Source organism: Sphaerospermopsis sp. FACHB-1094 (assembly GCF_014696195.1).
Taxonomy (GTDB): domain Bacteria; phylum Cyanobacteriota; class Cyanobacteriia; order Cyanobacteriales; family Nostocaceae; genus Sphaerospermopsis; species Sphaerospermopsis kisseleviana.
The window spans coordinates 118,661-142,848 of sequence record NZ_JACJPT010000001.1; the positions used below are offsets into that span (position 1 = coordinate 118,661).

A 24,188-nucleotide genomic window follows, 5' to 3' on the forward strand; every position below is an offset into this window, starting at 1 on the left:
ACAAAAGATGAATATTTAGAAGGTTATTTTTCTATTAATCTATAAGTAGTTGTTGTGTCACCTCCTCTTCTGATAATTGATCTACTTCTGCTAAAATCCTGGCTAGTTCATCATTTTCTGCTTGCTCAATTTGTTGTTCAGTAACTTTTTGGGCAAGTTCCGCAATGGTAGGATTTTCAAATAAGTAACGCAAAGGAAAGTCAAGAGAAAAGACTTCTCTTAAACGAGAAATTGCTTGAGTAGCTAGTAAGGAATGTCCTCCTAATTCAAAGAAGTTATCATGAATTCCTACTTGTTTTAATTTCAGAACTTCCTGCCAAATATCTGCTAATTCTTGTTCTGTATCAGTGCTAGGTGGAACAAAATCAACTTCTAGATTTCTTTGAGAAGTATCAGGAACTGGCAAAGCACGACGATTGATTTTACCATTAGGAGTTAAGGGTAAATTCTCTAAAATTACGAAAGCAGCAGGAATCATGTAATCTGGCAGTTTTGATTTGAGAAAGTTTCTCAAACTGCTGGGAGTTGGTACATTATCCTGTGCTACCAAATAAGCTACTAATAATTTCTTACCTGGTTCATCTTCCCGCGCCATTACTACAACTTGTTGAATGTCAGGATGTTGATTTAAAACTGCTTCAATTTCTGCTAATTCAATTCTAAAACCACGCAGTTTTACCTGTGTATCAATTCGTCCAATAAATTCTATATTCCCATCAGGTAAACGCCGGACTAAATCCCCTGTTTTGTAAAGGGTATCTCCTGCAATAAAAGGATTAGAAATAAATCTTTCTCTGGTTAATTTGGGTTGATTTAAGTAACCTCTAGCAACACTCGCACCACCTATATATAGTTCACCCGGAACACCAATAGGAACTCTATGTAAATGAGTATCTAATATATAAACTGTTCTGTCTCCAATGGGTTTACCAATGGGAATAGATTTGAAATTTTCAGTTAGTTTTTCAGGAATGGGATAACAACAGGTAAATACTGTACATTCTGAAGGACCATAACCGTTGATGATTTTAGTTTCTGGTAATAGTTCTAAAGCAAGACGCACATGATTTATAGACAAAGATTCTCCACCAATAAGCAGTTGTTTAATGCCTAATAAACCTTGTGGCATTGTATCAATCATCATATTGAATAAAGCGGAAGTTAACCAAAGAGTGTTAACTTTTTGTTCTTGAATAATTTGGGTTAATTTTTCTGCTGTAGGAATTTTTTCTGGATAAAGTACACAACGTCCACCATAAAGCAATGGTGGCCACATTTCTAGGGTGAGTCCATCCCAAGAAACAGATGAATGTTGTAGCCAAATCTGGTTTTCATCAAGGTGAATATAATCAACACCAAACATAAAACCGATAAAGCTACGATGGGGAACTTCTGTTCCTTTTGGTGTTCCTGTTGAACCTGATGTATAAATGATATAAGCTAAATTGTCTGGAGTGACTTCACAGGGTAAATTGTCTGCTGAATATTGGGCGATAATTTCCCCATCTGTATCAAGATTCACCACTGTTTGCTGATTTCGTGGGAGTCTATTTTGTAGATGAGTTTGTGTTAGTAAGATGGGTGTTTGTACATCTTCCAGCATTAAAGCTAATCTTTCTATAGGATAAGCTGGATCTAATGGTACATAAGCACCTCCAGCTTTGAGAATGGCGAGTATTCCGATTACCATTTCTGGGGAACGTTCAACACAAATTCCTACCCTAGTTTCTGGTTTAACTCCTAATGATTTTAAATGATGGGCTAATTGATTAGCACGGTTATTTAATTCTCGATAAGTTAAATTTTCTTGTTTATAAACAACTGCAATATTATCAGGTGTTTTTTCAACCTGTTCTTCAAATAAAACATGAACACATTGATAATTAATATTTTCTTGATTTTGATGATTCTCTAGATGATTTTCTAAAATTATTAATTCTTGTTCTTCTGCTGCACTGAGTAAAGATATTTGTGAAATATTTTGTTGTAAGTTTTCTGCAAACCTTGTTAGCAATGTTTGGAAATGTCCAATCATGCGGACTAATGTTGTTTCATCAAAGGATCTAGTATCATAAACAAATCTACCTCCTAAATGTGAACCAGGGTTAATGACTATTGTTAATGGGTAGTTTGTTCTTTCAAAACAACTCAGATGACTAATATCTAAGGTTTCTTCCTTGTCTTGTTTACTGGAATCTACGGGATAATTTTCAAAGACTAACAGACTTTCAAATAATGGCATCCTTGGGAGAATATCACTTACTTTTTGAATTTCTGCTAGGGAAAAATAACTATATTGTTCTTGTTCTATTGCTTGAGTTTGTAATTCTTGCAGCCAAGATAATATTTGTTTTTGATGATCAATTTTTACACGGGTGGGAATGGTGTTAATTAATAATCCCACCATTGATTCTATGTTGTCTATTACAGGTTGACGACCGGATACAGTTGCTCCAAAAACTACATCTTTTTCGCCACTGTTTATAGTGAGCGAAGTCGAACTATAGCAGGAAATTAATAAACCCCATGCTCCCTGTACTAAATTATTTAATGTTAAATGATGTTGTCGTGCTGCATTTTGCAATTTTTCAGTTACCGTTTGAGATAATTGAAAACGTTTTTCTTGATATATTCCTTTGCTTCTGTTCCCTGTTAAGAGTTCCCTGTTCCCTATTAAGGTAGGTGTTTCAAAACCTGTTAATGTTTGTTGCCAAAATTGTTTAGCTTTTTCAAGATCCTGTTGTTGTAACCATTCAATATATTCTTTATAAGGTCGAACTGGTGACAATCTTAAATATTCACCCCGTTGATTTGCTTCATAAAAAGCTAAAACTTCTTTGATGATAATTTGCATTGACCAACCATCAAATAATATATGGTGATGACTCCAAATAAATTGATAGGTGTTCTCAGTTAATTGAATGATGGTAAACCGCATTAAAGGAGCTTGATTGAGGTCAAATCCCTTATGGCGATCGCTCTTGAGAAACTCCTCTAACTTCTCTTGTTGTTCATCAGTTGTTAAATGTCGCCAATCTAATTTTTCCCAGGGAAGATCCACTTGCTTACTCACCATTTGCAAGGGTTTTTCTATTTCTTCCCAAAAGAAAGAACTGCGTAATATTGAATGTCTGGCTACAACCTGTTCCCAAGCTTTTTGGAATGCAGCAAAATTCAATTCCCCAGAAAGTATACAAAGTAACTGCTCAAAATAAACTTCTGATTCTGGTGCATAAAGGGTATGAAACAACATCCCTTGTTGCATGGGTGAAAGTTCATAAAGGTCTTCGATACTTTGCATACATTTCCTCTGAGTTGGTGATTGGGGACTGGGGACACTTCGACAAGCTCAGTGCATCGCTGGGGACTGGGGACTTGGAAAGAATTAACCAATTACCAATTACCCATTACCCATTACCTATTTATTTCTTCTTGTTGAGTTTGGCTAGGAATTTATCTAGCTGTTTTTGATTGAGTTTAGCTGCTGAAAAGTCAGATGGGGTATAGCTTTGCTCGTCTTTTGATTGACAGTGATGTATGAGGTTTGTTAATGCTTCCATGAATCCTGAAGCTAACCTTTCAATAGTCTCCCGCTTGTGAATTTTATCACTATATGCCCAAGTCATTTCTAGTTTTCCAGCCCGAATAAAACCGCTAATTCCTAATAGGTGACTACGACGATTTAATCCACTTTGTTCTGATTTAAATTCTTTAGCTTCACCTAAAACTGATGATGCTTTCAGAACTTGATCAAATTGTCCAAGGTAGTTAAAACTAACTTGCGCTGATGGGAGGGAAGCTAATTTTTCGCGGATGCTGGTGTCTGTGTTTAAATATCGCAATACACCATAACCTATCCCCCGGTTGGGAATGCTTCTCAGTTGTTCTTTGACTGATTTTAATGCTTCCCCTGGTTGATTTTCTGTGATTGCTAAACCCACAGGAAATAATGTGGTAAACCAACCTACAGTTCTAGAAAGGTCTACATCTTCAAATAAGTCTTCCCTTCCATGTCCTTCTAAATCAATTAGTAAAGAATTTTCTCCTGTCCAATTGGCAAAACTCTGTACTAAAGCTGTTAATAAAACATCATTAATTTGGGTATTGTAAGCAGCAGGTACATCTTGTAATAGGGCGCGGGTTTGTTCTTCATTTAAGGCCAATGACACAGATGCAGTTGAGGCTAGAGTATTATTTTCTTCAGATGCAGCATAGTCTATTGGTAAAGGTTTGGTGGAAATATTAGATTGATTTACCCAGTAATCTAACTCTTTCACAGCTTCGTTTTGAGCGTATTCTGTTAAGCGATCGCTCCAATATTTCCAAGATGTTGTTTTCTCTGGTAATTTTATCATCTGACCCCGGCTCATTTGTTGGTAAGCTGTGGCTAAATCTTCCAATAAAATCCTCCAAGACACACCATCAACAGCTAAGTGATGAATGACGAAAAGTAAACAACTGGGGCGATCCTTGCCTAATTGAAATAATGCAACTTTGGCAATTTCTCCCTTCGCTAAATCCAAACTAGCTTGCAGTTCTGCATCCTTAGCTTTCATCGCTGTTTCCTGTTCTGCTGCTGACAGGTGCGATAAATCAAAGATACTTAATGGTACTGTTTCTTTGACATCGGTTTGGATTTGTTGCCAGTTTTCGCTTTCCTGGACAAATTGCGATAGCGAAGCGCTGCTGTAAGCAGTTCGCAAAGCATCATGATGTACCAAAAGTTTTTGTACCACTTCCTGCAATAATTCAGGTTGCAAATCAGCAGGAACTTCTAACAAGGCTGACTGGTTAAAGTAATTGATTTCTGGTAATTTCTGCTCAAAAAACCATTTTTGAATCGGTGTTAACCCAACTTTACCAGTTACTAAACCTTGTTCGGCGTTGATTTGGCGAGTCATACCCGCTACAGTCGCTAACTCCGCAATGGTTTGATACCTAAATAACTGTTTAGCGGCAATTTGAATACCCGCCTGATTCGCTTTAGAAACTAGCTGAATACTGAGAATTGAATCTCCACCCAATTCAAAATAATTATCGTGAATGCCAACGTTTTCTATTCTCAGCACTTCTGACCAAATCGCCACTAATTTCTCTTCTATTAATGTGCGTGGTGCTGCAAATTTATCTTCATCACTGCGAGAAAAATCCGGTGTTGGTAAAGCCCGATAATCTACCTTTTGGTTAGAGGTCATGGGTATGCTATCTAACACCATGAACGCCGCCGGGATCATGTAATTCGGTAATTTCTGTTTAAGAAACTGGCGCAGTTCGTCAATTGTTGGTTGTGGTGCTTGGGGTACGAAATAAGCCACCAATCGCTTTTGTCCAGTAATTTCTTGATGGGCAATAACAACCGCTTGGGATACTTGGGGATGTTGTCTTAATACTGTCTCAATTTCTCCCAACTCAATGCGGAAACCGCGAATTTTTACCTGATTATCAACTCGTCCCAGGTATTCTAAATTGCCATCTCTTCTAAATCTGACTAAATCCCCAGTTTTATATAATCTGTTATTCCCTTCTGCCTCCTGCCCCCTGCTTCCTGCCTTCTCAATAAATTTCTCTGCTGTGAGTTCAGGACGTTGCCAATATCCCCTAGCTAGTCCTGCTCCCCCAATGTGTAATTCTCCTGGAACTCCTATAGGTACAGGTTGCTGATATTGATCTAAAACGTAAACTTGGGCATTACTAATGGGTTTACCAATGCTCACAGAAGTCGTGCGGTGAGCGAAGTCGAACCGATTTTCCGGGGTGAGGCGTTCTAAGGTAGTTACTACCGTTGCTTCTGTGGGTCCGTAGCTGTTAAATAATTGGGGTGCTGGGGAAAGATGGTCACTGAGCGAAGTCGAAGTGTGCGCTGTGCAATTATGCCAATGTTGCACTTTTTCTAGTTGTACTTCTTCACCACCAATAATTACAGTTCTCAAACTTCCAGGAATGGGTGAGTTTTGGGGTTGCAGTTCTGTTACTAATTGATGCCAGTATGCTGTGGGTAAGTCCAAAACTGTTAACTGCCATTTTTGACAACACCGCCAAAAATCATCGCTGGAGTTGAGCATTTCTTCAGTGCGTAACACTAAGGTTGCACCAACAGCAAGACAGGGGAAGATTTCTTCTATGGATGTATCGAAGCAAACAGAGGCAAATTGTAGAACCTTATCTTGAGCATTGATACCATACTCATCAATGGCAGTGGTGATAAAGTTCAACATTGAACGATGTTCAATCATTACCCCCTTGGGTTTACCCGTAGAACCGGAGGTATAGATAATATAAGCCAGGTTATTTAGCTGAACATCACTAACTGGGTTAGCTGTACTTTGGGTAGCGATTTTCGCCCAATCTGTATCTAAATAAATGGTTTGTCCGCTATAACCTGCCAGTTTTTCCTGGACGGTTCGACTTCCCTCACCGAAATATCTATTTTGTGTAAGTAAAATACCGAGTTGGGTATCTGTGATAATCTCCGCTATGCGTTCTTGGGGATAAGCAGGATCAATGGGAACGTAAGCACCACCAGCTTTGAGAATACCCAATAAACCAGCAATCATTTCTAGGGAACGATCAACACAAATACCTACCAAGGTTTCTGGTTTAACTCCTAAACTTTGCAGATAGTGGGCGATTTTGTTAGCGCGATCGCTCAATTCTCGGTAAGTTAATTTTTTACCATCCTGTTCTACAGCTACGGCATCCGGTGTTAATTCTACTTGCAGTTCAAATAACTTATGGATACACTGACTCTGTGTAGTTTCCCGGTTTGTTTGATTCCATTCCCCTAATCGTTTTTGTTGTGATGCGGTAATTAGAGGTATTTGTCCAATTTGTTGATCTGGGTTCGCTACCATCTCAATTAACACCTGTTCATATTGCTCTAGCATCGCTGCCATGCTTTCAGCATCAAACAAGTCGCTGTTATATTCCAAATCCAGAGTAATCCCTTTTGCTCCCGTTTTTGCACCGTACTGTACACTTTGTTCAAACCGGGGGATAACTAAGAAATCAAGATCAAACTTGGCAGATTTGTTACTAGCAGGTTCATGCAGGATGAAGTCAAAGCCTGGGAATTTCAAATAAGGCTTGGCAGAGTTATGGAAACTAAACATCACCTGAAACAGCGGATTATGGCTCAAGTTGCGAACTGGTTTGACCGCTTCTACCACTTTATCAAAGGGGACATCTTCGTTAGCGTAAGCTTCCATTGTCATTTGGCGCACCCGATCAAGTAATTCCCGCACTGTGGGATTTCCGGAAACGTCGGTACGTAAAACCAAGTTATTGACAACCATACCCATGATATTCTCGATCTGGTGCATCCGACGATTGGCAACCGCAGAACCGATAAAAATATCATCTTGGCCAATGTAGCGGTGCAACTGGATGATGAAAGCCTCCAACATCGTCATAAATAAGGTTGCACCTTGCTGATGACTGAAAGCTCTCAGGGATTCGCACAAATCAACGGGCAATTCCTTCCGCGCGTGTTCGCCATTATAGGTTTGCTCTTTGGGACGTGGGCGATCGTAAGGTAATTCCAACAACGGAGGCATCCCTGCTAACTGTTGTTGCCAATACACTAACTGCGCTTGAGCTTCTGGAGTTTTCGCCCATTCACGCTGCCAGGTGGCAAAGTCAGCAAACTGATAACTTAATTCCGGTAATGGGGAAGGTTTACCCGCCCAGAAAGCTTCATACAGTGCTACCAACTCACTTAAAAAGACGTTAAATGACCAGCCATCATGGGCCATGTGATGCTCCACATGGGTCAATATATAATCCTGGTCGCTCAACTGAAATACTGCCCATTGCACTATAGGTAGTTGGGTTAGGTCTAAGTGTGTGAGCAGTTCTGCCTCTACTAACTTTTGTGCTTCTATTTGTCGTTCAGGTTCAGGAATGTGCCGCAGATCAACGACTCTAAAAGCGGCTCCTGGATGTGGGTGAATTACTTGATACAGCCTACCATTCACCTCTTGATAAGTTGTACGGAAGATTTCATGCCGTCTGACAATCTCATCTAGAGAACGTTTTAGAGCTTCAAAATCCAGTTTGCCTCTAATGTCCATTGTGGCCTGGAATTGGTAGGCACTGTTTTCTGGTGCTAATTTATGGACAAAGTAAATCCGCTCTTGGGAAAAGGAAACTGGTACAAGTCCTTCATGGGCAATGTGTTGAATGGTGGGGCGTTCCCATTGGATTTCTTCACCACCTTGGGCAATGAGTTCGGCTACAGCAGCTATGGTGGGGTTGGCAAATACTTGGGCAAAAGATATATTGACTGAGAAAATTTCCCGCGCCCGAGAAATCATTTGCGTCACAATCAGGGAATGACCACCCAAACAGAAAAAGTTATCATTGACTCCCACTACATCCAGTCCTAATAACTGAGTCCAGAGAGTCGCTAACTGTTCTTCAACAGAGTTACGGGGTGCAACAAAAGCTGCTTCTAAATCGGGGCGTGTACGAGCAGGGGCTGGGAGAATACGACGATCAACTTTACCATTGGGGGTCAAGGGTAAGGAGTGCAGCACCATCCAAGCGCCTGGAATCATGTAAGCGGGTAGCTTGTCTTCGAGGAAGCTTTTTAAGGTTGTGGCGGTGACTGGGGATTTTTGATCGGATACAACATAAGCAACTAACCGTTTATCACCAGGAACATCTTCCCGAACAATTACTACTGCTTGTTTTATATCTGGGTGTTGACTTAAAGCTGCTTCAACTTCTCCTAGTTCAATCCGAAAACCGCGAATCTTAACTTGATTATCAACTCGCCCCACAAATTCAATATTACCGTCTGGTAAATAACGCGCCAAATCCCCAGTTTTATACAATTTTGGATTTTGGATTTTAGATTTTGGATTATGAAACGGATGAGAAATAAATCTTTCTTCAGTTAATTCTGGACGGTTCAAGTAGCCTCGCGCTAAACCATCACCACCAATATAGATTTCCCCTGGAGTACCTACGGGAACAGGTTGTAGTTGCTCGTTTAGTATATATATTTGTGTATTAGATATGGGGCGACCAATGGGTAATGTTGTTGCGCCTTCTGGTACATCTTCTACTGGATAAAAACAGGAGTATGTTGTACTTTCAGTCGGTCCATAAACGTGCAATAAATTCTGGGGTGCGCCATTTTTCAAAACTGCTCTAACTGTTTTCGGATCTACAGCTTCACCCCCAAATAATAAGTATCGCAGGTCTTTAAATGCCTGGGGAACAATGTTAGCTAATTGATTAAATAAGGCAGTGGTTAAAAATAAGATGTTAATTTTTTGTTCACTGATGTAATCAGCAAAATCCAAGGGTGAAAGGAGAACGTTTTGCGGTACACCGACTAAGGTAGCTCCATGTAATAGAGTTCCCCAAATTTCAAAGGTGGCTGCATCAAATGAAGTATTGGAAGCTTGGGCAGTGCGGTCAGTGGTTGTAAACTGTACATAATTGGTATTACATACTAAGCGATTTACAGCCCTATGGGGTACAGCAACTCCTTTTGGTGTGCCTGTAGAACCAGATGTATAAATCACATAAGCGAGATTTTCTGCTGTGACATTGCTGGTAGGATTTTCCGAATTTTGGCGATCGATTAATTCCCAATCTTGATCTAAACAAACTGTTTTTACTCCACTTTCCGCAAAGCTTTCCACAAATTTTTGCTGTGTTAACAGCACTTGCACTTGGGAATCTGAGAGCATGAAGGATATCCGTTCTTTGGGATAGGTGGGATCTAGTGGTAGATATACTGCACCTGCTTTGAGAATACCCAGTAAGCCAATGATCATTTCTAGGGAACGTTCCACAGAAATCCCTACTAAAACTTCTGTTCCTACACCTAAAGATTGTAAATAATGAGCTACTTTATTGGCTTGGTGATTCAACTCTTGATATGTAAGTTTTTGCCCATCAAAAACAACAGCGATATTATCTGGGGTTTTTTCTACTTGTGCTACAAATAATTCATGGATGCACAAGTGTTGAGGATAATCTACTCTAGTATTATTCCATTCCACCAATATTTGCTGTTTTTCTTGCTCAGTTAAACCGGGCAAATTCTCAAGAGAACTATTAGAGTTAATCACCATTTCTTCCATGACCTTTGTATATAAATTGATAGTTTTATTCAGGGAATAACAAATGATTATTTGTTGTTTTGATGATTTTTATTATCTTAATGATTGGCTATCATGTTGAGATTTTCTCAAAAACATGACTTTTTTTTATTGTTAGATTTGGGAGCATCCCAACTTTGGAAAAATAAACGCCGCTACACCAACAACTCTTTGAAACCCTCTTACCTTTGTGTACTTTGCGTTCTTTACGGTTCAATCAAATAAAATAAACTTGCACATTTGGTATGCTCCCTTAGATTTGATTTTTAGAGAAATGGCCTTTGAGGTATTAATAAGGTGTAATCTAACTCAGAGGCCATTTTCATATTATCTCTAATTTTGGTGCGATTTTTTTACCAAGGTAGAAATTTAAAACACACCTTTATTTAGTGGCATTTATTTAAGAATGTCACCAAATTTCAGGATTAAATTATGCTTCTACTGCTACTTCTTCATCCTCATCTACAATTTCTACGGTTCTTGGTTCTTCAACTACTTCTGCTTCTGTCGCTGTATTAGCTTCTGATTCTACGTGAGTTGTTAATTTGGTTTTTAGCTCGTCGGAAATGGGTAAATCATTGATTTCTTTGACGAGCGCCCTGATAGATTCGTTTTTAGTCCTTTCTGAATAAACTGCTTTGAGAATAGCTTCAAAACCAAAATCTCCTATCAGGTCTCCTACTGCTCCTACTAACCCCAGTAAACCTATACCTCCCAGGATGCCAAAGGGTCCCCCTACTGCTGTGAGCGCCGCTACAATAGCAGCATTACTACCTGAGTATGATATTGCCATAACTACAAGAATTATGCCAGGAAGACCTAGACCAGCTAGTTTTCTTACGATTTCGTCCATCATTTTTATCACCTACAGTCCTTAATCTTGTTGGTTAATTGTTGGTTAATTGTTAGTTAAAATTTGCTTGGTGGCATGAGATTGAATTATCTAGAGTGTCTCTTGAGAGTAAATCCAGATAGTTTTTAACATTCTCTTTCCTATTCAACCTCAATCTATACAAATCGTCAATTCAATAATTGGTCAGTAAACACTAAAAATCAGTAATTTGATCACAGCCAACAATTCGCTGATGAATTGAAAGCTAAAATATGATTTTGGTATCTAATGATATAATCCTTTATTTTAATTAAAAGAATGATTGTTTTCTATTTTTACAGATGATGTATTTACAGTTCTTAGAGATGGTAAATATTTTTTACTTTCTGATTTTAGATGATCTTGCAATTTTAGTTTTAGCTCCTGGCAAATTGGTAAATTTTGAATTTCGTAGAGTAGCGATCGCAAAGTTTCGGTTTTGCTACGTTCTGAATAAATGGCTTTGATAATAGCTTCAATTCCATAATCTGCAATCAGATCACCTATAACTTTTACCAAACCCAGTAACCCTATTCCGCCAACTATACCAAAAGGTCCCCCTACAGATGTCAGTAATGCTGCGATCGCAGCATTACTACCTGCTGATGCGACTGCTAAAATTAAAATAATGATACCCGGAAGACCTAAACCTGCAAGTTTTTTCACAATTTCATCCACTGTAATCACCTAACATTTTGATATTGTTGTTTTCAATTTTCTGAGTTTTATGAAATTGGAGTTATTGTAGACACACAAACAGATTTGATACTTGTTCTAATTTTAAGTTAGATAAAATTTACCCCCTTAATTTATTAAATCTGGATTCAGAAATTTGATTTTTCTAGGACTTACGCAAGATGTGACTGAAAACCTTATTCTTGCCTAGGGGTAATTCATGTACCTTGCTTACCGAAGGATATTACCCCTACTTTCGTTCCCTTTTGCGTAAGTCCTGTTTTCATCAGATTTTTTTTCAATCAAGAATTAATCAAGGACATGACTAATTTTGCCTTTGACTGCGGAAATGGCCACAGTTCTGGGTGAGGCTAAATAATTTTTGCCTGTAGGATCGCCACTGCGTCCTTTAAAATTACGATTGGTTGCATAAACCCCCGTTTCTTCTTTGTTTAAAACTCCAAGTCCCGAATTGATACAAGCACCACAACCTGATTTGAGAATCTTTGCACCTGCTTGGGTAAAAATGTCCATATATCCTAATGCTTCTGCTTTTTCCCGAATTTCTACGGAAGCAGGAACAATAAACAAGTTTACACCATCCGCGACTCGGTGATTCTGTAAAACTTCGGCTGCTTGGGCTAAGTCGTATAATTTACCTCCTGTACAAGAGCCAATAAAGGCTTTGGTAATGGGGGTTTCTTCTATCTGGCTAATAGGTACTACTTGATCTGGTTTGGGAGGACGGGCTACTTGCGGCTCTAGGTTACTGAGGTCAAATTTATACACTTTTTCATATTCAGCATCGGCATCGCCAACAAATTCTTCAAATTCTTGATCAGAGCGACTTCTAACATAGTCGCGGGTTGTGTCATCGGGAACAATTAAGCCACAGATTGCTCCACACTCAATGGCCATATTAGCAAGGGTCAAGCGTTCATCATAAGGCATTTGTTCGAGTATTGACCCTCTAAATTCCATGACCTTGCTTGTACCACCAGCACAGCCGATTTGTCCCAGGATAAACAAGATAATATCCTTAGCACTGATATGGGGGGGTAGAGTTCCAGATAACTCAAATACCAATGTGGGAGGAACACGAATCCACATATCCCCCATAGCATAGATATTTGCCATGTCTGTAGTCCCCACACCAGTAGAAAAAGCTCCTAATGCTCCGTAAGTACAAGTATGGGAATCTGTACCAGCAATGATCATTCCTGGGCGGACAAATCCTTTTTCTGGTAGTAAAACGTGACAGATACCAGCAGCTTCACCGGGGGAAACTATATCAAATAAATGACATCCTTGCTCTTTGGCAAAGTCTACCATTTCCTGATACATGACATTGGCTTTTTGATCATTGCGAATGTCATTAACTTGGATAAAATGATCTGCTACTAATACTACCCGTTGAGCATCCCACAATTTTGCTTCTTGTCCGTAGTGTTTATAAAATGTTGTGGCTACTGGTCCTGCTACGGCATCATGGGATAAAGCTAAGTCAACTTGAGCAAAAACCACTTCTCCAGGACGGACGTAAGCATTACCAGAGGCTTTAGCAAGGAGTTTTTCTACTAAAGTCATGGGTCTTTGGGGAGTTACGCTTTGAGGAATGGTAATTTTGCCCTGACGACGTTGATGATTAAATGGTATGAGTCCACCTACTTGGGCGATCGCATCCACTACAGGATTTTCCTGTGTTTCCTCTAAAATTTCTAAATTTAAACCAATATTGATACTATTGCGATAAAAAATTTCTGCAAATGATTTTGCCTGAATTTTTTCAATTCCCGCAGCTTTCAAAGCAACAGGGGCAATTTCTCGACTAGAACCACAGCCAAAATTTTCTCCAGCGACAATTACATTATATTTTAATAACTCTCCTACTCCTATCAAATGTTCTAAAGCATATTGTTTTAAAATATCAGGATCATAAGTTGTGGCTCGATTGGCAGGAATAATATCATCTGTATTAATATCATCCCCTAAATATAAAACTTTGTTATTTACTTCTTTATTTATAGGACTCATGCAGCACCTCAACTCCTCAATTTTGTTCTAGCTTGTGTAAATTATAAATTTCTTCTAGTAAAAGCTGTATTAATTGTTCGGTATTGACTAATATTTCTTCTCCTTGAGGAGATAAATCCGCCGTCCGATATCCTTGAGCTAAAACTCGATCTTGTGCAGCTACAATTTTCTGGGCAGCTTTTTTTTGCCCCCACTGCTCTAGCATTAAAACACAAGCTCCAATAGTTCCCAAAGGATTAGCAATTCCTTTACCTGCTATATCTGGTGCAGTACCGTGAATTGCTTCATATAATCCAAATCCATCGGCATTGAGACTAGCTGATCCTAATAAACCTAGAGAACCAACTAATGCTCCGCCAATATCGCTAAGAATATCTCCAAACAAATTACTGGCTAAAATTACATCAAATCTTTGGGGATTCATCACCATTTGCATGGCTAAATTATCCACTAACATTGGTTCGACCACAACATCAGGAAATGCGGTTGCTTCTTCTTGCACTAAACGAGTCCAAGGCAAATTAGGTAAGGCATTTTCTTTATGAGCTACTGTTAGTTTTCCTCGGCGTTGTTGGGCTTTTTGCAAGGCTTGACGAGCAATGCGTCGTATTTCATGATCGTAATAGAGCATGGTATGGTAGCCATAAGCTCCTTTTTCATCTGAACCACGTGCAGCAGAGCCAAAATAAATTCCACTGACTAATTCTCGAATGACGAGTATATCCAGTCCTTTAATTTTCTCTGGACGTAAGCTAGATTTATGCACCAAACTATCAACAATCGTAATGGGACGTAGATTGCAAAAAAAGTCATAATGTTTTCGCAATTCTAGCAGTCCACCTTGGGTAACTGCACCAAAGACAATGCCATCAGATCCATTACATAGTTCTATCGTAGTTTGGGGAAAGTAACTACCAAATTTTTCTAAGGCGGTTTTACCCAGCCAACCATAATCTACCTGTACGGTAAATTTTTCTAGGTTAGCTACTTGCTGCAAAACTTTTAAGGAAGCTTCTACAACCTCTAGACCAATTCCTTCACCAGGAATAGCAACAATGCGATAAGACTGATTGCTTAATGACCTCATTTTCCCTGATTTTTTAGTTGATGAGGATTGATCACTGCTGAAATCTTCAACGCTTAACTCCTCCTCAATAACAATACTGGAAACATCATGTTTGATAAAATTTGAGAAAAATATGTGTACAATGGTTCACACTAATTCACTCCTCTTTTTTCCCAGACTTTTCCTGAGAATGCAAGGACAGTTAAGACAGTTAAGATTATTTATAATCAATTACAAAAATTAATACTATTATGATAAAATAATTTTATATGGAACTCCCATTTGATTTTTGAGAGCTTGCGTGATAGCAGGGTTATGAACGCTCCAAACCCCTTTAATTAATTCTTGACATTAACAGACACTCCAAAAATCTTGATCTTACCATTGTTTTGACTGATTTTCACTGATGTTAGTTCTTGGTTTAACAAATAAAATCTGCCCATGATACTCACTGAATTATAACGACCATTCTGAGATTTTTTAAGTATTAATGTGGCTTTTTTCTGATTATTAACTCCTTTGAGGATGAGAATATCCCCAAAATTAAAGCTACCAGATGCAGTTAATTTTTCACTATTTACTTTGGCGTTAATGTTGGCAATATTAGAACCCAAAAAATTGAGATTACCTACAATACTAGCTGAATTATTGATATTTCCTTGATTGTCTTTACCAAGGGTAATTGTAGCACCATTGAAGGCTAAAATGCCGAAATCAAAATCATTTTTTGCTTTTAATCCTCTTTCATTCAAGATGATACCTAATGCAGTAAATTTTTTGCCTAAAATAGTTAGATTCCCTAAACCAGAAACTTTTCTCTTGGTTAAGTCAACTTTCAATTTGGGAACATTCAATTGCAAAATATTCACTAAATTCAGAAATACATCTTTGATGAAAATATCTTGAACGTTAAATAATAATTTGCCCTTACCTAACGCTTGATTAAAGGCTGTAATATCTGCTTCACCTGTGGCAATTTGTTGATTTAAATTTACTGTTAACAGGGGAATATTGAGACTTAAAAACCCAAGTAAATTGATTTCCAGATGGTTGATGTTAATACTGTTTTGATTAATATCAAACTTAATACCTGCTAGGGTATTACCTAAGAGGGAAATTTTTCCAAAACCACTACCGCAGCCAGTTTTGATATCTATAATTAAATCATCAACATCAAGACTTATGAGATTAGCTAAATTTAAATCAAAGTTTTTAAAGATCGCATTTGTAGCAGTAATTTTAAATTCTACATTGGCAATTTGGTTACCAAGTAATTCTACATAACCATCTCCCTGAAGATATTGTTCTGTGGGTGTAACTTTTAAGGCTAAATCTAAACTATTATCATCTGCTCCTGTGATTTTGGCAAATCCTAAATCTATTTCAAAAACTTTTAATGAACCACTAATTTTATTTAAACTTATGTTACCTTCCAGAAGTAAAATCGCTTCATGACCCCAAGCGTTGATTTTACCATTAATTTCTAATCCTTCTGATATGGGTTGACCGGCAATGATTGTCGGAAAGGGAACATATTTAATCAATGGGTTGCGTTTTCCGTCTGCATCTGCATCAACTGATTCAATCTGCAAATTATCTAAGGTTTCTAATAAGGACAATGCTTTGTTAACTAATTCTGTGGAAAAACCTGCTTGTTTTTCAATAAAAGAGGTAACTGGACCTTGCCACAAATCTATTAAACTAACGGGTTGATTAACAGTTAAAACTAATGCTAATCTTTGAGGATCATTAGTATCTATCAGAAATGCTACTTCTATGTCTATTTCTTCCCATCTTAAATCACCAATGAAACCAAAGTTATCAAAGTAAGGTGGTAAATATGTTCCTCCTCCTTGGAATCTGAGATTACGTAGTTCTGTTCCATTCAATCCATAGGGATTATGCCAGGTTTTTTCACCTTGCTGACAAAAATATGCTGTTAAAGATTCAGGTTCGAGGGAGAGATTTCCTGCAAGAAATAGTTTAGGTTCATCTTCTTGACTGGGATCATAACCTTGAAGAGTTAAATTTCCCGTTAATCCAAATCTTGGTTGTAAATCAGAATCAATATTTAATTCGAGTAGTAAGTTATTAAAATCTGCTTGCAATGGTGGTTGAGAAAATAAGTTTCTTTGTCCTGCAATATGACCTGTTAAAGATATTTTTCCTGTGGAATTGATGTTAATTAATCCTGCTAAATTACTAATTTCTAAATACTCGTATATAAATTTACTCAGATTTTTGGGAATGGTTTGTAAATCAATATCTCCAATAAAATTCAATCCTTTGCTTAAGTTAATATTACCTAGTTCTTGATGAAGGTAATTATGATCATCATTAGATATAATCAACTCTGCTTTGTCTAAATTTAAATTACTGATGATCGGAACTGTATTTGTTAGGTTACTAAAACTAAATCCATCATTTAATTGATATTTTAAAGTAGTATTTTTGCTAAAAACTAATTCTATATTTTGATTATTGAGTAATCCCTGTACGTAAATTTCTATGTTTTGAGGATTTTTATATATTTTACATTTTGGGTTAATTATAATAATTTCATGTCCACCAAATACTTCTGTAATAATTCTCTCGAAGATCACATTTATGTATTTTACTTGACTATGAATGTCAAAAATTTTATCTAAATCTATCTGTACATCATCATCAAAATCTATGTAAGTCTCTGAATTTGATGTTAATAATTTTACATCATCTAAAGCTTCTAGTTTTAATTTGATATCTTCAGGTAAGATAATGGTTGCTAAATCAAGACTATTAGACATAAGTTAAGGTATACGGAGATTAAAGCTAGTGACTATTAGTGTATTTTACCATAGTTCAGTTATGATTGATGTGGAATTTACTGAATAGAGAGTTTTGCATTTTTCATAATTTTCTCGCTTTTCATCATCAAATAGAAATATTAGGATTTGATTGAGACAGGACTTACATAACTGACATTTTGCTATGTGCTTTAATTTTAGTAAATGCGTTAAGATGTGTAGGACGATTATGATTTGCGCTAAGACATATTTACTTGGGGTAGAGGCTGAGAAATCAGAAAATTTGCGGATGACAGATAGATCCAACTATTACCTATTCCCTGTTTCCAGGGGAATAATTTCCCAAGCATTTCCGAAATATGGTAATTTCATATTACAAATATCTATGGAGTAATTTTTTATTATACAGGACTTACGCAAAACAGAATGAACTTAGGAGTAATTCATGCATTACCCCTACGGAAAAATCCGGTTTTTAGTCTTATCTTGCGTAAGTCCTACTATTGTTAAAAACTTTAAACTTATAAAATTTAACTTTAACCAACTTAGTCAATTTTTTGGATTATGGTTTTAACAGAAAATAAAGCAAAAAGGAGACGCGGTGTCCTTTTATCTCCTCAAGGACTACAACGCTTACAAGATGCTATATCATCTTGGGAAATTACAGAAAACCAAGGCCAACGCCTCTCTTTAGAGGATTTATCATACCAAACCAAGCTTTCTGCTAAAACTCTTAGCCGCTTATGGTCAGCTAATAAAGGTGTGGACCAAAAAACTTTAAAATTATGCTTTAACACTTTTAATTTAGAACTTAATGAGGAAGATTACATCTTCCTCAAGGAAGATAATGAAACAAAAATACTAGATTGTTTATCAGAGAGTATCTGTTTACGAACAGAAATTCCGTCCTTATGGTCATATCCTGATGGACCAATACCGTTAGATTCTCCCCTATATATTGAGCGTCCACCGATAGAAGAATTAATATATCGAGAGGTGACTCAACCAGGTTGTGTGATTAGAATTCTCGCTCCTGGACAGATGGGTAAAACTTCTTTGATACTACGTATTTTGGCTTTCGCAGATTTACAAGGATATCGCACTGTAAATTTAAGTTTTTCCCAGATAGATGCTGATTGTTTCACTGATTTAAATAAGTTTTTACGTTCTTTTTGTAGCCAAATTGCTATCAAACTGGGTATAGCTCCCAATCTTAATGAGCATTGGGATGAAGATTTGGGTTATAAGTTAATCTGTAGTCTTTACTTCCAACATTATATTCTCAAGCAAATTAATAATCCTCTAGTTTTAGTATTAAGTGAAGCTGAACAATTTATTGAATATCCTCAAGTTGCTCAGGAATTTTTTGCTTTGTTGCGTTGTTGGTACGAAGAATCACGACAAAATAATTTATGGAAAAATTTGAGGTTAGTAGTTGCTTATTCAACAGAACAGTATTTTTGTTTAGATATTAATCACTCTCCGTTTAATATTGGACTACCTGTCCGTTTACATGAATTTACTCAGGAACACGTAGAAGAATTAGCTAGGCGATATAGACTAAGGTGGACTGCTGGTAAGGAGTCGGCACAATTGATATCTCTTATTGGTGGTCATCCAGCACTGACACAACTTACTTTGTATTATATTCACTCTGGGGCTATGAGTTTACCAGATTTGATCAAAGAGGCGATCGCCAATGGTGGAATTTATCGCTATCACTTGCAGAAACATTGGGTCAAACTGTTAGCTAATCCTGGTTTAATTAGGACATATACTGAAGTTGTTACCACTAAGGAAAGCATTGTTATTGATCCTATCCATGCTTATAAATTGGAAAGTTTAGGATTAATTACCTTTGATGGCGATCGCGTATTACCCCGTTGCCAACTTTATCGCGCTTATTTTACCAAGCAACTATCTATTGTTTGTTAGTCCCCATTGCATAAGCAGTTAGTTTACTCTCAGAGGATGTCTGAAAACTTTTTTGTGTTGCATAAAACACTTGTAAATCCTCCTTTATTCCCCTTAAAAAGGGGAACTTTGATGAATTTTTTGGGGGAATCTGGATAAAACCTGATACTTCTCAGACATCCTCTAACAACAAACTACACAATTCATCTATTTTTTGACTATTTTGATTAATCATCTGCTGGGCGGCTATTTTTAGCTCACGAATATTGCGTAAAGTTGTCTTATCTATTTCTTCTAGTTCTGTATCTAAAAATGTTTGAAACCGATAATAAGAACTTGTAGTTTCTGGATTATTAGATGCAAACAAACGCTCTAATTCTCCAGCCACAACTTCACTACTACCATCAAACATAATATTTAAAAGTGGTCTTCCCCATTGCAAAAGTCCCCAATTTTTGACTTCATTATAAGGATAAACACTTGTCAGTGAACCTGTACCCAAGGAAACCATTAAGATATCTTTTGTATCCACAACCCTATTTGCTTCTTGTTTACTACTCATTTTTGCTTCGGCAATAGCTAACTGGGCTGGATTATTCGCAAAAACTCCCCCATCTACTAAAGTATAAAAACCATTATTATTGTGATCAGTGGTAATGCGATGGGGAGGAAAATAAGTAGGAGTAGCACTGGTGGCTAATGCTGCATCTAAAAGCGAAAATCCTGCACATAAATTGCGAGATCTTTGAGATTCTATCTGTTGTTTTTCCCGTTTGTTAGTAAACAATATGGGGATGCGTTGCTCAATATCATAACTGGTGACAAAGACTTCTTTTAAATTATTTTCTATCAGACTATCACCAAAATATTGTTTGAGCATTTCTACTCTGCTGGTAGAAGCATATTTGGGCTGTAAAAATATATCTTCTAAAGGTCCAAGTATTTTTTCAAATAATGGCTCATAAAATATTTCCACTCCATACTCAATAAATAGTTCTGATAAGTCCGCAGCAGTGTATTCAGCCTGGGTTAATTTATCAGCAGTTGCTGTATTTAATCGGGGTTTAGTTAATCCCAGTGCTAAAATTCCCCCAGTGGAAGTACCAGCAATTAAATCAAACAAACTAAATATAGGTTTTTGTGTGCGTTTTTCAATTTCTGCTAATAAAAGTGCAGGAATCATGCCACGAATACCACCACCATCAATGGTAAGTATTTTATATTTTTTCTGGTCTGTTTGATTGATATCTTCTGCTAATTGTTCTTGAGATAATGTAGGTGCTGTTTGGATATTAAAAGTTGCTTCTGGTTGGTTAGTTTTGGTTTCTTCCTCCGCAGGTGATTCTCCCAGAAATGTAATTTGTGTTAAATCCCAACTAGGATTGCCAAACAAATTCCCCTGATAGATATTTGCAGTTTGATTGTTGACAATTGTTCCTTCCCCTTCATCTAATCTCCAATAAGCAACTAATCCTTCTTCATCCCCAACTATTAGCCCAGAACGAAGGTTTTTAATTTGTTCCTGATTACAAGCACAATTCCAGACACTAATATGAGCTAATTGTCCTGAAAAATATATATCATTGTGTAAAGTTCCCCCCATAGTGATCGGACTTGTGGCTTTATTTAAAGTAGAACCTGTAAAATATTCTATGTATTGATTATGATCAAGATATACTGTAATATCACCTTGATTGAAAACAATAGCGAAAAAGTGCCATTCTCCAATGGTTAATTCTCCATTACCCAGAGTTTTGATGAATTTGCTAAATTTTTCATCAATGTAAATATCTAAATTTCCTGTAGGACCAACACCAACTTCAAAATTATCACTGTATCTGTCTGAAGAACGGGCAAAAAATACATTTCTTGTTCCATAAGTAGTAGCTTCTTTGGTAAGAGAATGGGGATTAATCCATCCTGAAACTGTAAAACCTGAAATCCCCTCAGACAAAACTGGATCAGGATCATTTTTGCCAAAATCTATGTAATCATCTTGTCCATCAAAGGTTAAAACCCATTGTTCAATTACTTTGTTTTCCACGGAATTTTTCTCTCCAATTATTTAGGTTAAAAATGGTAAATAGTTAACATTTGAGCAGATTTTTTCTCTCGAATTAGTAATAGTACATGAGGAGTACAGAGAATATAACTTGCTATGATTTTTTTATTAAAATACTGATAGGGCTGATCTGGCTATTTATTTACATAAATTTACAGTATTATACAAATCCCACGTTTTGACGCTACTATCTTGAATCTCTGGCATAACTAACTAAACAAACTACGTCTTAACTAAATATTAAAACATGATTAAATTTGGCTATTCCGGCAATTATTCTAATTCTAATTGATAGTATAACATTTTGAATGAGAGTGTAAATAGACTAAATTGTGGGTGTAAATCCCTGTAGAGAAAATAAATTAATAGGACTTACGCACTGTACAAATTCACCATGATGTGCAATGTGCATGAACGAAAATCCGTTGTTTCAGGCTTTTGGCGATTAACTTCCGATCAATAGCGAACTGCTTGCAGCAGCGATTCGCTATGGCTCAATCAAAAATAATCAAAAAATCACGTTAAAACGCCCGAAACCCATACCTCATATTTAGTTGTTCCTGGCGTAAGTCCTAATTAAGATTAATCAATTAAAATAATTAATTATTTATTTCTGAAAAGTTAAAATTATTTTATGATTCAAATGGGATTTTCTAGTTAACAGTCTTAACTGTCTGCTTAAATGTTTAAAATGCTCTTGCAGTTGACTGCTAAACCTGAGATTATCTGTTTGCTTAGTAAGTATAAATTTTACCAACCAATTTAAAAACCATTAATTTTAAGTTAGAATAAATGAATGTTTTACCTTATAATCGGCGTTAAGGCTAGGACACAAGATAATGTATAATAAACAGATTTATTATACTAGTATCAGTCTTAATAAAACCTTGGATTAAGAATTTGCTTAAATAGCAAAAATCATAGGATTTACGCACTGTGCAAATTAACCATGATATACATGAAAAATATTTGGTTGTTTCAAGCTTTTGGGGATGAAGTTTATACAAATAGCCATAGCGAAGCGCTGTTGCAAGCAGTTCGCCCAAAAATCAACGAAAAATTACGTTAGAAAGCCTGAAACCCATACCTCATATTTAGTTGTTCCTGGCGTAAGTCCTAAATCATTAAAAAATCAGTTAGCAAAATTTTGTATTTGAGTGTAACTATGACAACAAGTATTAAAAATATGTATCCACTTTCATCGGGTCAAGAAGCAATGTGGTTGATCCACCAAATTGCCCCAGAGAGCGTTGCTTATAATATATTTATTACCGCAAAAATTCGTACTGATTTAAATATTGCCGTTGTGAATCGTGTATGGCAAAAAATTATTGAAAAGCACCCGATTCTGAGAACCACATATACCAATTATGAAGGTAAACCGGTACAGCAAGTTAATCAACAAGAGAATTTTAGTGTTGAGGTAATAGATGCCAGCGAGTGGAGTGAAGAACAATTAGCAAAGAAAATCTATGCCATTGCTGACAGCCCTTTTAACTTAGAACAAGATTCAGTATTGAGAGTTAATTTATTTAGTCGTTCAGCAGAAGAACACATTATCATGTTGACAATGCACCACATTGCTGGTGATATGTGGACTTTTGATTTACTACTGAGTGAATTTAGAACCTTATATGTCAGGGAAAATCAGGGAATTAGTCAAGAACAGACAGAAACAGTAGATGCTGTCAGTGGAAAAAAATCTTATGCAGACTTCATTCACTGGCAATCAGAAATGCTATCTAGTTCTCAGGGACAAAAACTGTGGCAATACTGGCAACAACAATTAGCTGGAGAATTGCCAATTCTGAATTTACTCCCAGACAAACCGCGCCCCCCAGTAAAGACTTATCAAGGAGCATCATACATAGTCAAGCTAGATGAACAGTTAATTGAAAAACTCAACCATCTAGCTGTAGCATCTAAAACCAGCCTTTATCAGATTCTACTCACAGCATTTTACATCCAACTTTACCGATACACCAACCAAACAGATATCCTCATATCCAGCCCAATGAGAGGGAGGACGGGTAGAAGCTTCAAAGAAATTGCTGGTTATTTTGCGAACCTGACAGTTTTAAGAGTTGCAGTCCAGGAAAATGCCACATTCCAAGAATTTCTGGCTCAAGTTAGCAAGACAGTCAAAAAAGCCCAATATCATCAAGATTACCCTTTTGCTTTGTTAGCACAAAAACTCCAGCCACAAAGTAATCCGAGCCTTTCTCCTTTCTCTCAAGTTAGTTTTACTTGGCAACGACAACGTTGGTGTGAACTAACAGAACAATCATTAGATAGTCAAGAACAAGTGCTGCAAATGCAGCCATACTTGCTTGGACAAAGAGGTGCAGACTTAGATTTGAATTTAATGGTAAGGGAAGCTAATGGAGTGTTAGAACCTTGCTGGCAATACAACAGCGACTTATTTGATAGTAGGACGATTGAGCGGATGGCGGGAAATTTTATCACCCTACTGGAATCCATAGTAGCCAATCCCCAGGAGTCTATTGCCCAATTACCACTACTAACTGAGTCAGAAAAACACCAGCTATTAACAGAGTGGAATGATACTCAAGTTGAATATCCTGTTGATAAATGTATCCATCAGTTATTTGAAGAACAGGTAGAGAAAACACCAGATGCAATAGCAGTAGTGTTTGAAAACGAA

10 protein-coding genes and 1 pseudogene are annotated in these 24,188 nt (G+C 37.0%); 2 read left to right on the plus strand and 9 right to left on the minus strand.

What is annotated here, in order from left to right:
* Window positions 1-34: 34 nt before the first annotated feature.
* The 8 genes and pseudogenes from H6F47_RS00580 to H6F47_RS00610 all read right to left on the minus strand — a co-directional run bounded on the left by H6F47_RS00580 (window position 35) and on the right by H6F47_RS00610 (window position 17,547).
* The gene (locus H6F47_RS00580) at window positions 35-3,301 is read right to left on the minus strand and encodes a non-ribosomal peptide synthetase (protein ID WP_190647269.1); all 3,267 of its coding nucleotides are present in this window, start codon (window positions 3,299-3,301) and stop codon (window positions 35-37) included.
* Between the two features lie 121 nt (window positions 3,302-3,422).
* Window positions 3,423-10,097, minus strand: a complete 6,675-nt coding sequence (locus H6F47_RS00585; RefSeq protein WP_190647271.1) for a non-ribosomal peptide synthetase — start codon at window positions 10,095-10,097, stop codon at window positions 3,423-3,425.
* 448 nt (window positions 10,098-10,545) lie between these two features.
* Window positions 10,546-10,968: a hypothetical protein gene (locus H6F47_RS00590; RefSeq protein ID WP_137666040.1), complete on the minus strand. Its 423-nt coding sequence runs from the start codon at window positions 10,966-10,968 to the stop codon at window positions 10,546-10,548.
* Window positions 10,969-11,253: 285 nt separating this feature from the next.
* Complete coding sequence (locus H6F47_RS00595) at window positions 11,254-11,664, minus strand: hypothetical protein (protein ID WP_347239049.1); 411 nt, start codon at window positions 11,662-11,664, stop codon at window positions 11,254-11,256.
* A 306-nt stretch (window positions 11,665-11,970) separates the two neighbouring features.
* Window positions 11,971-13,248, minus strand: coding sequence for an aconitase/3-isopropylmalate dehydratase large subunit family protein (locus H6F47_RS00600; RefSeq protein ID WP_242027293.1), 1,278 nt, complete (start codon window positions 13,246-13,248; stop codon window positions 11,971-11,973).
* A 132-nt stretch (window positions 13,249-13,380) separates the two neighbouring features.
* A pseudogene (locus H6F47_RS27650) lies at window positions 13,381-13,530 on the minus strand (3-isopropylmalate dehydratase); the annotation flags it as partial.
* 181 nt (window positions 13,531-13,711) lie between these two features.
* Entirely contained in the window at window positions 13,712-14,782 is a 1,071-nt protein-coding gene (gene leuB, locus H6F47_RS00605) for a 3-isopropylmalate dehydrogenase (RefSeq protein WP_137666036.1), read from the minus strand.
* A gap of 317 nt (window positions 14,783-15,099) precedes the next feature.
* Window positions 15,100-17,547: a hypothetical protein gene (locus tag H6F47_RS00610; RefSeq protein ID WP_190647277.1), complete on the minus strand. Its 2,448-nt coding sequence runs from the start codon at window positions 17,545-17,547 to the stop codon at window positions 15,100-15,102.
* Between the two features lie 564 nt (window positions 17,548-18,111).
* Between H6F47_RS00610 and H6F47_RS00615 the strand changes: the two genes are divergently transcribed.
* Complete coding sequence (locus tag H6F47_RS00615; RefSeq protein ID WP_190647278.1) at window positions 18,112-19,482, plus strand: AAA-like domain-containing protein; 1,371 nt, start codon at window positions 18,112-18,114, stop codon at window positions 19,480-19,482.
* Between the two features lie 151 nt (window positions 19,483-19,633).
* On the opposite strand, the gene H6F47_RS00620 is transcribed toward H6F47_RS00615, so the two are convergent.
* A complete protein-coding gene (locus H6F47_RS00620) occupies window positions 19,634-21,505 on the minus strand; it encodes a patatin-like phospholipase family protein (protein WP_190647280.1) in 1,872 nt (623 codons plus the stop codon).
* Between the two features lie 1,183 nt (window positions 21,506-22,688).
* Between H6F47_RS00620 and H6F47_RS00625 the strand changes: the two genes are divergently transcribed.
* Window positions 22,689-24,188: condensation domain-containing protein (locus H6F47_RS00625; RefSeq protein WP_242027291.1), on the plus strand; the 1,500-nt coding region annotated here is incomplete at its 3' end.

Bases quoted from the DNA above. Each gene is read 5' to 3' on its own strand.
- H6F47_RS00615 (WP_190647278.1), top strand. From the start codon at position 18,112: ATGGTTTTAACAGAAAATAAAGCAAAAAGGAGACGCGGTGTCCTTTTA.
- leuB (WP_137666036.1), bottom strand. From the start codon at position 14,782: ATGAGGTCATTAAGCAATCAGTCTTATCGCATTGTTGCTATTCCTGGT.
- H6F47_RS00600 (WP_242027293.1), bottom strand. From the start codon at position 13,248: ATGACTTTAGTAGAAAAACTCCTTGCTAAAGCCTCTGGTAATGCTTAC.
- H6F47_RS00610 (WP_190647277.1), bottom strand. From the start codon at position 17,547: ATGTCTAATAGTCTTGATTTAGCAACCATTATCTTACCTGAAGATATC.
- H6F47_RS00590 (WP_137666040.1), bottom strand. From the start codon at position 10,968: ATGGACGAAATCGTAAGAAAACTAGCTGGTCTAGGTCTTCCTGGCATA.
- H6F47_RS00585 (WP_190647271.1), bottom strand. From the start codon at position 10,097: ATGGAAGAAATGGTGATTAACTCTAATAGTTCTCTTGAGAATTTGCCC.
- H6F47_RS00580 (WP_190647269.1), bottom strand. From the start codon at position 3,301: ATGCAAAGTATCGAAGACCTTTATGAACTTTCACCCATGCAACAAGGG.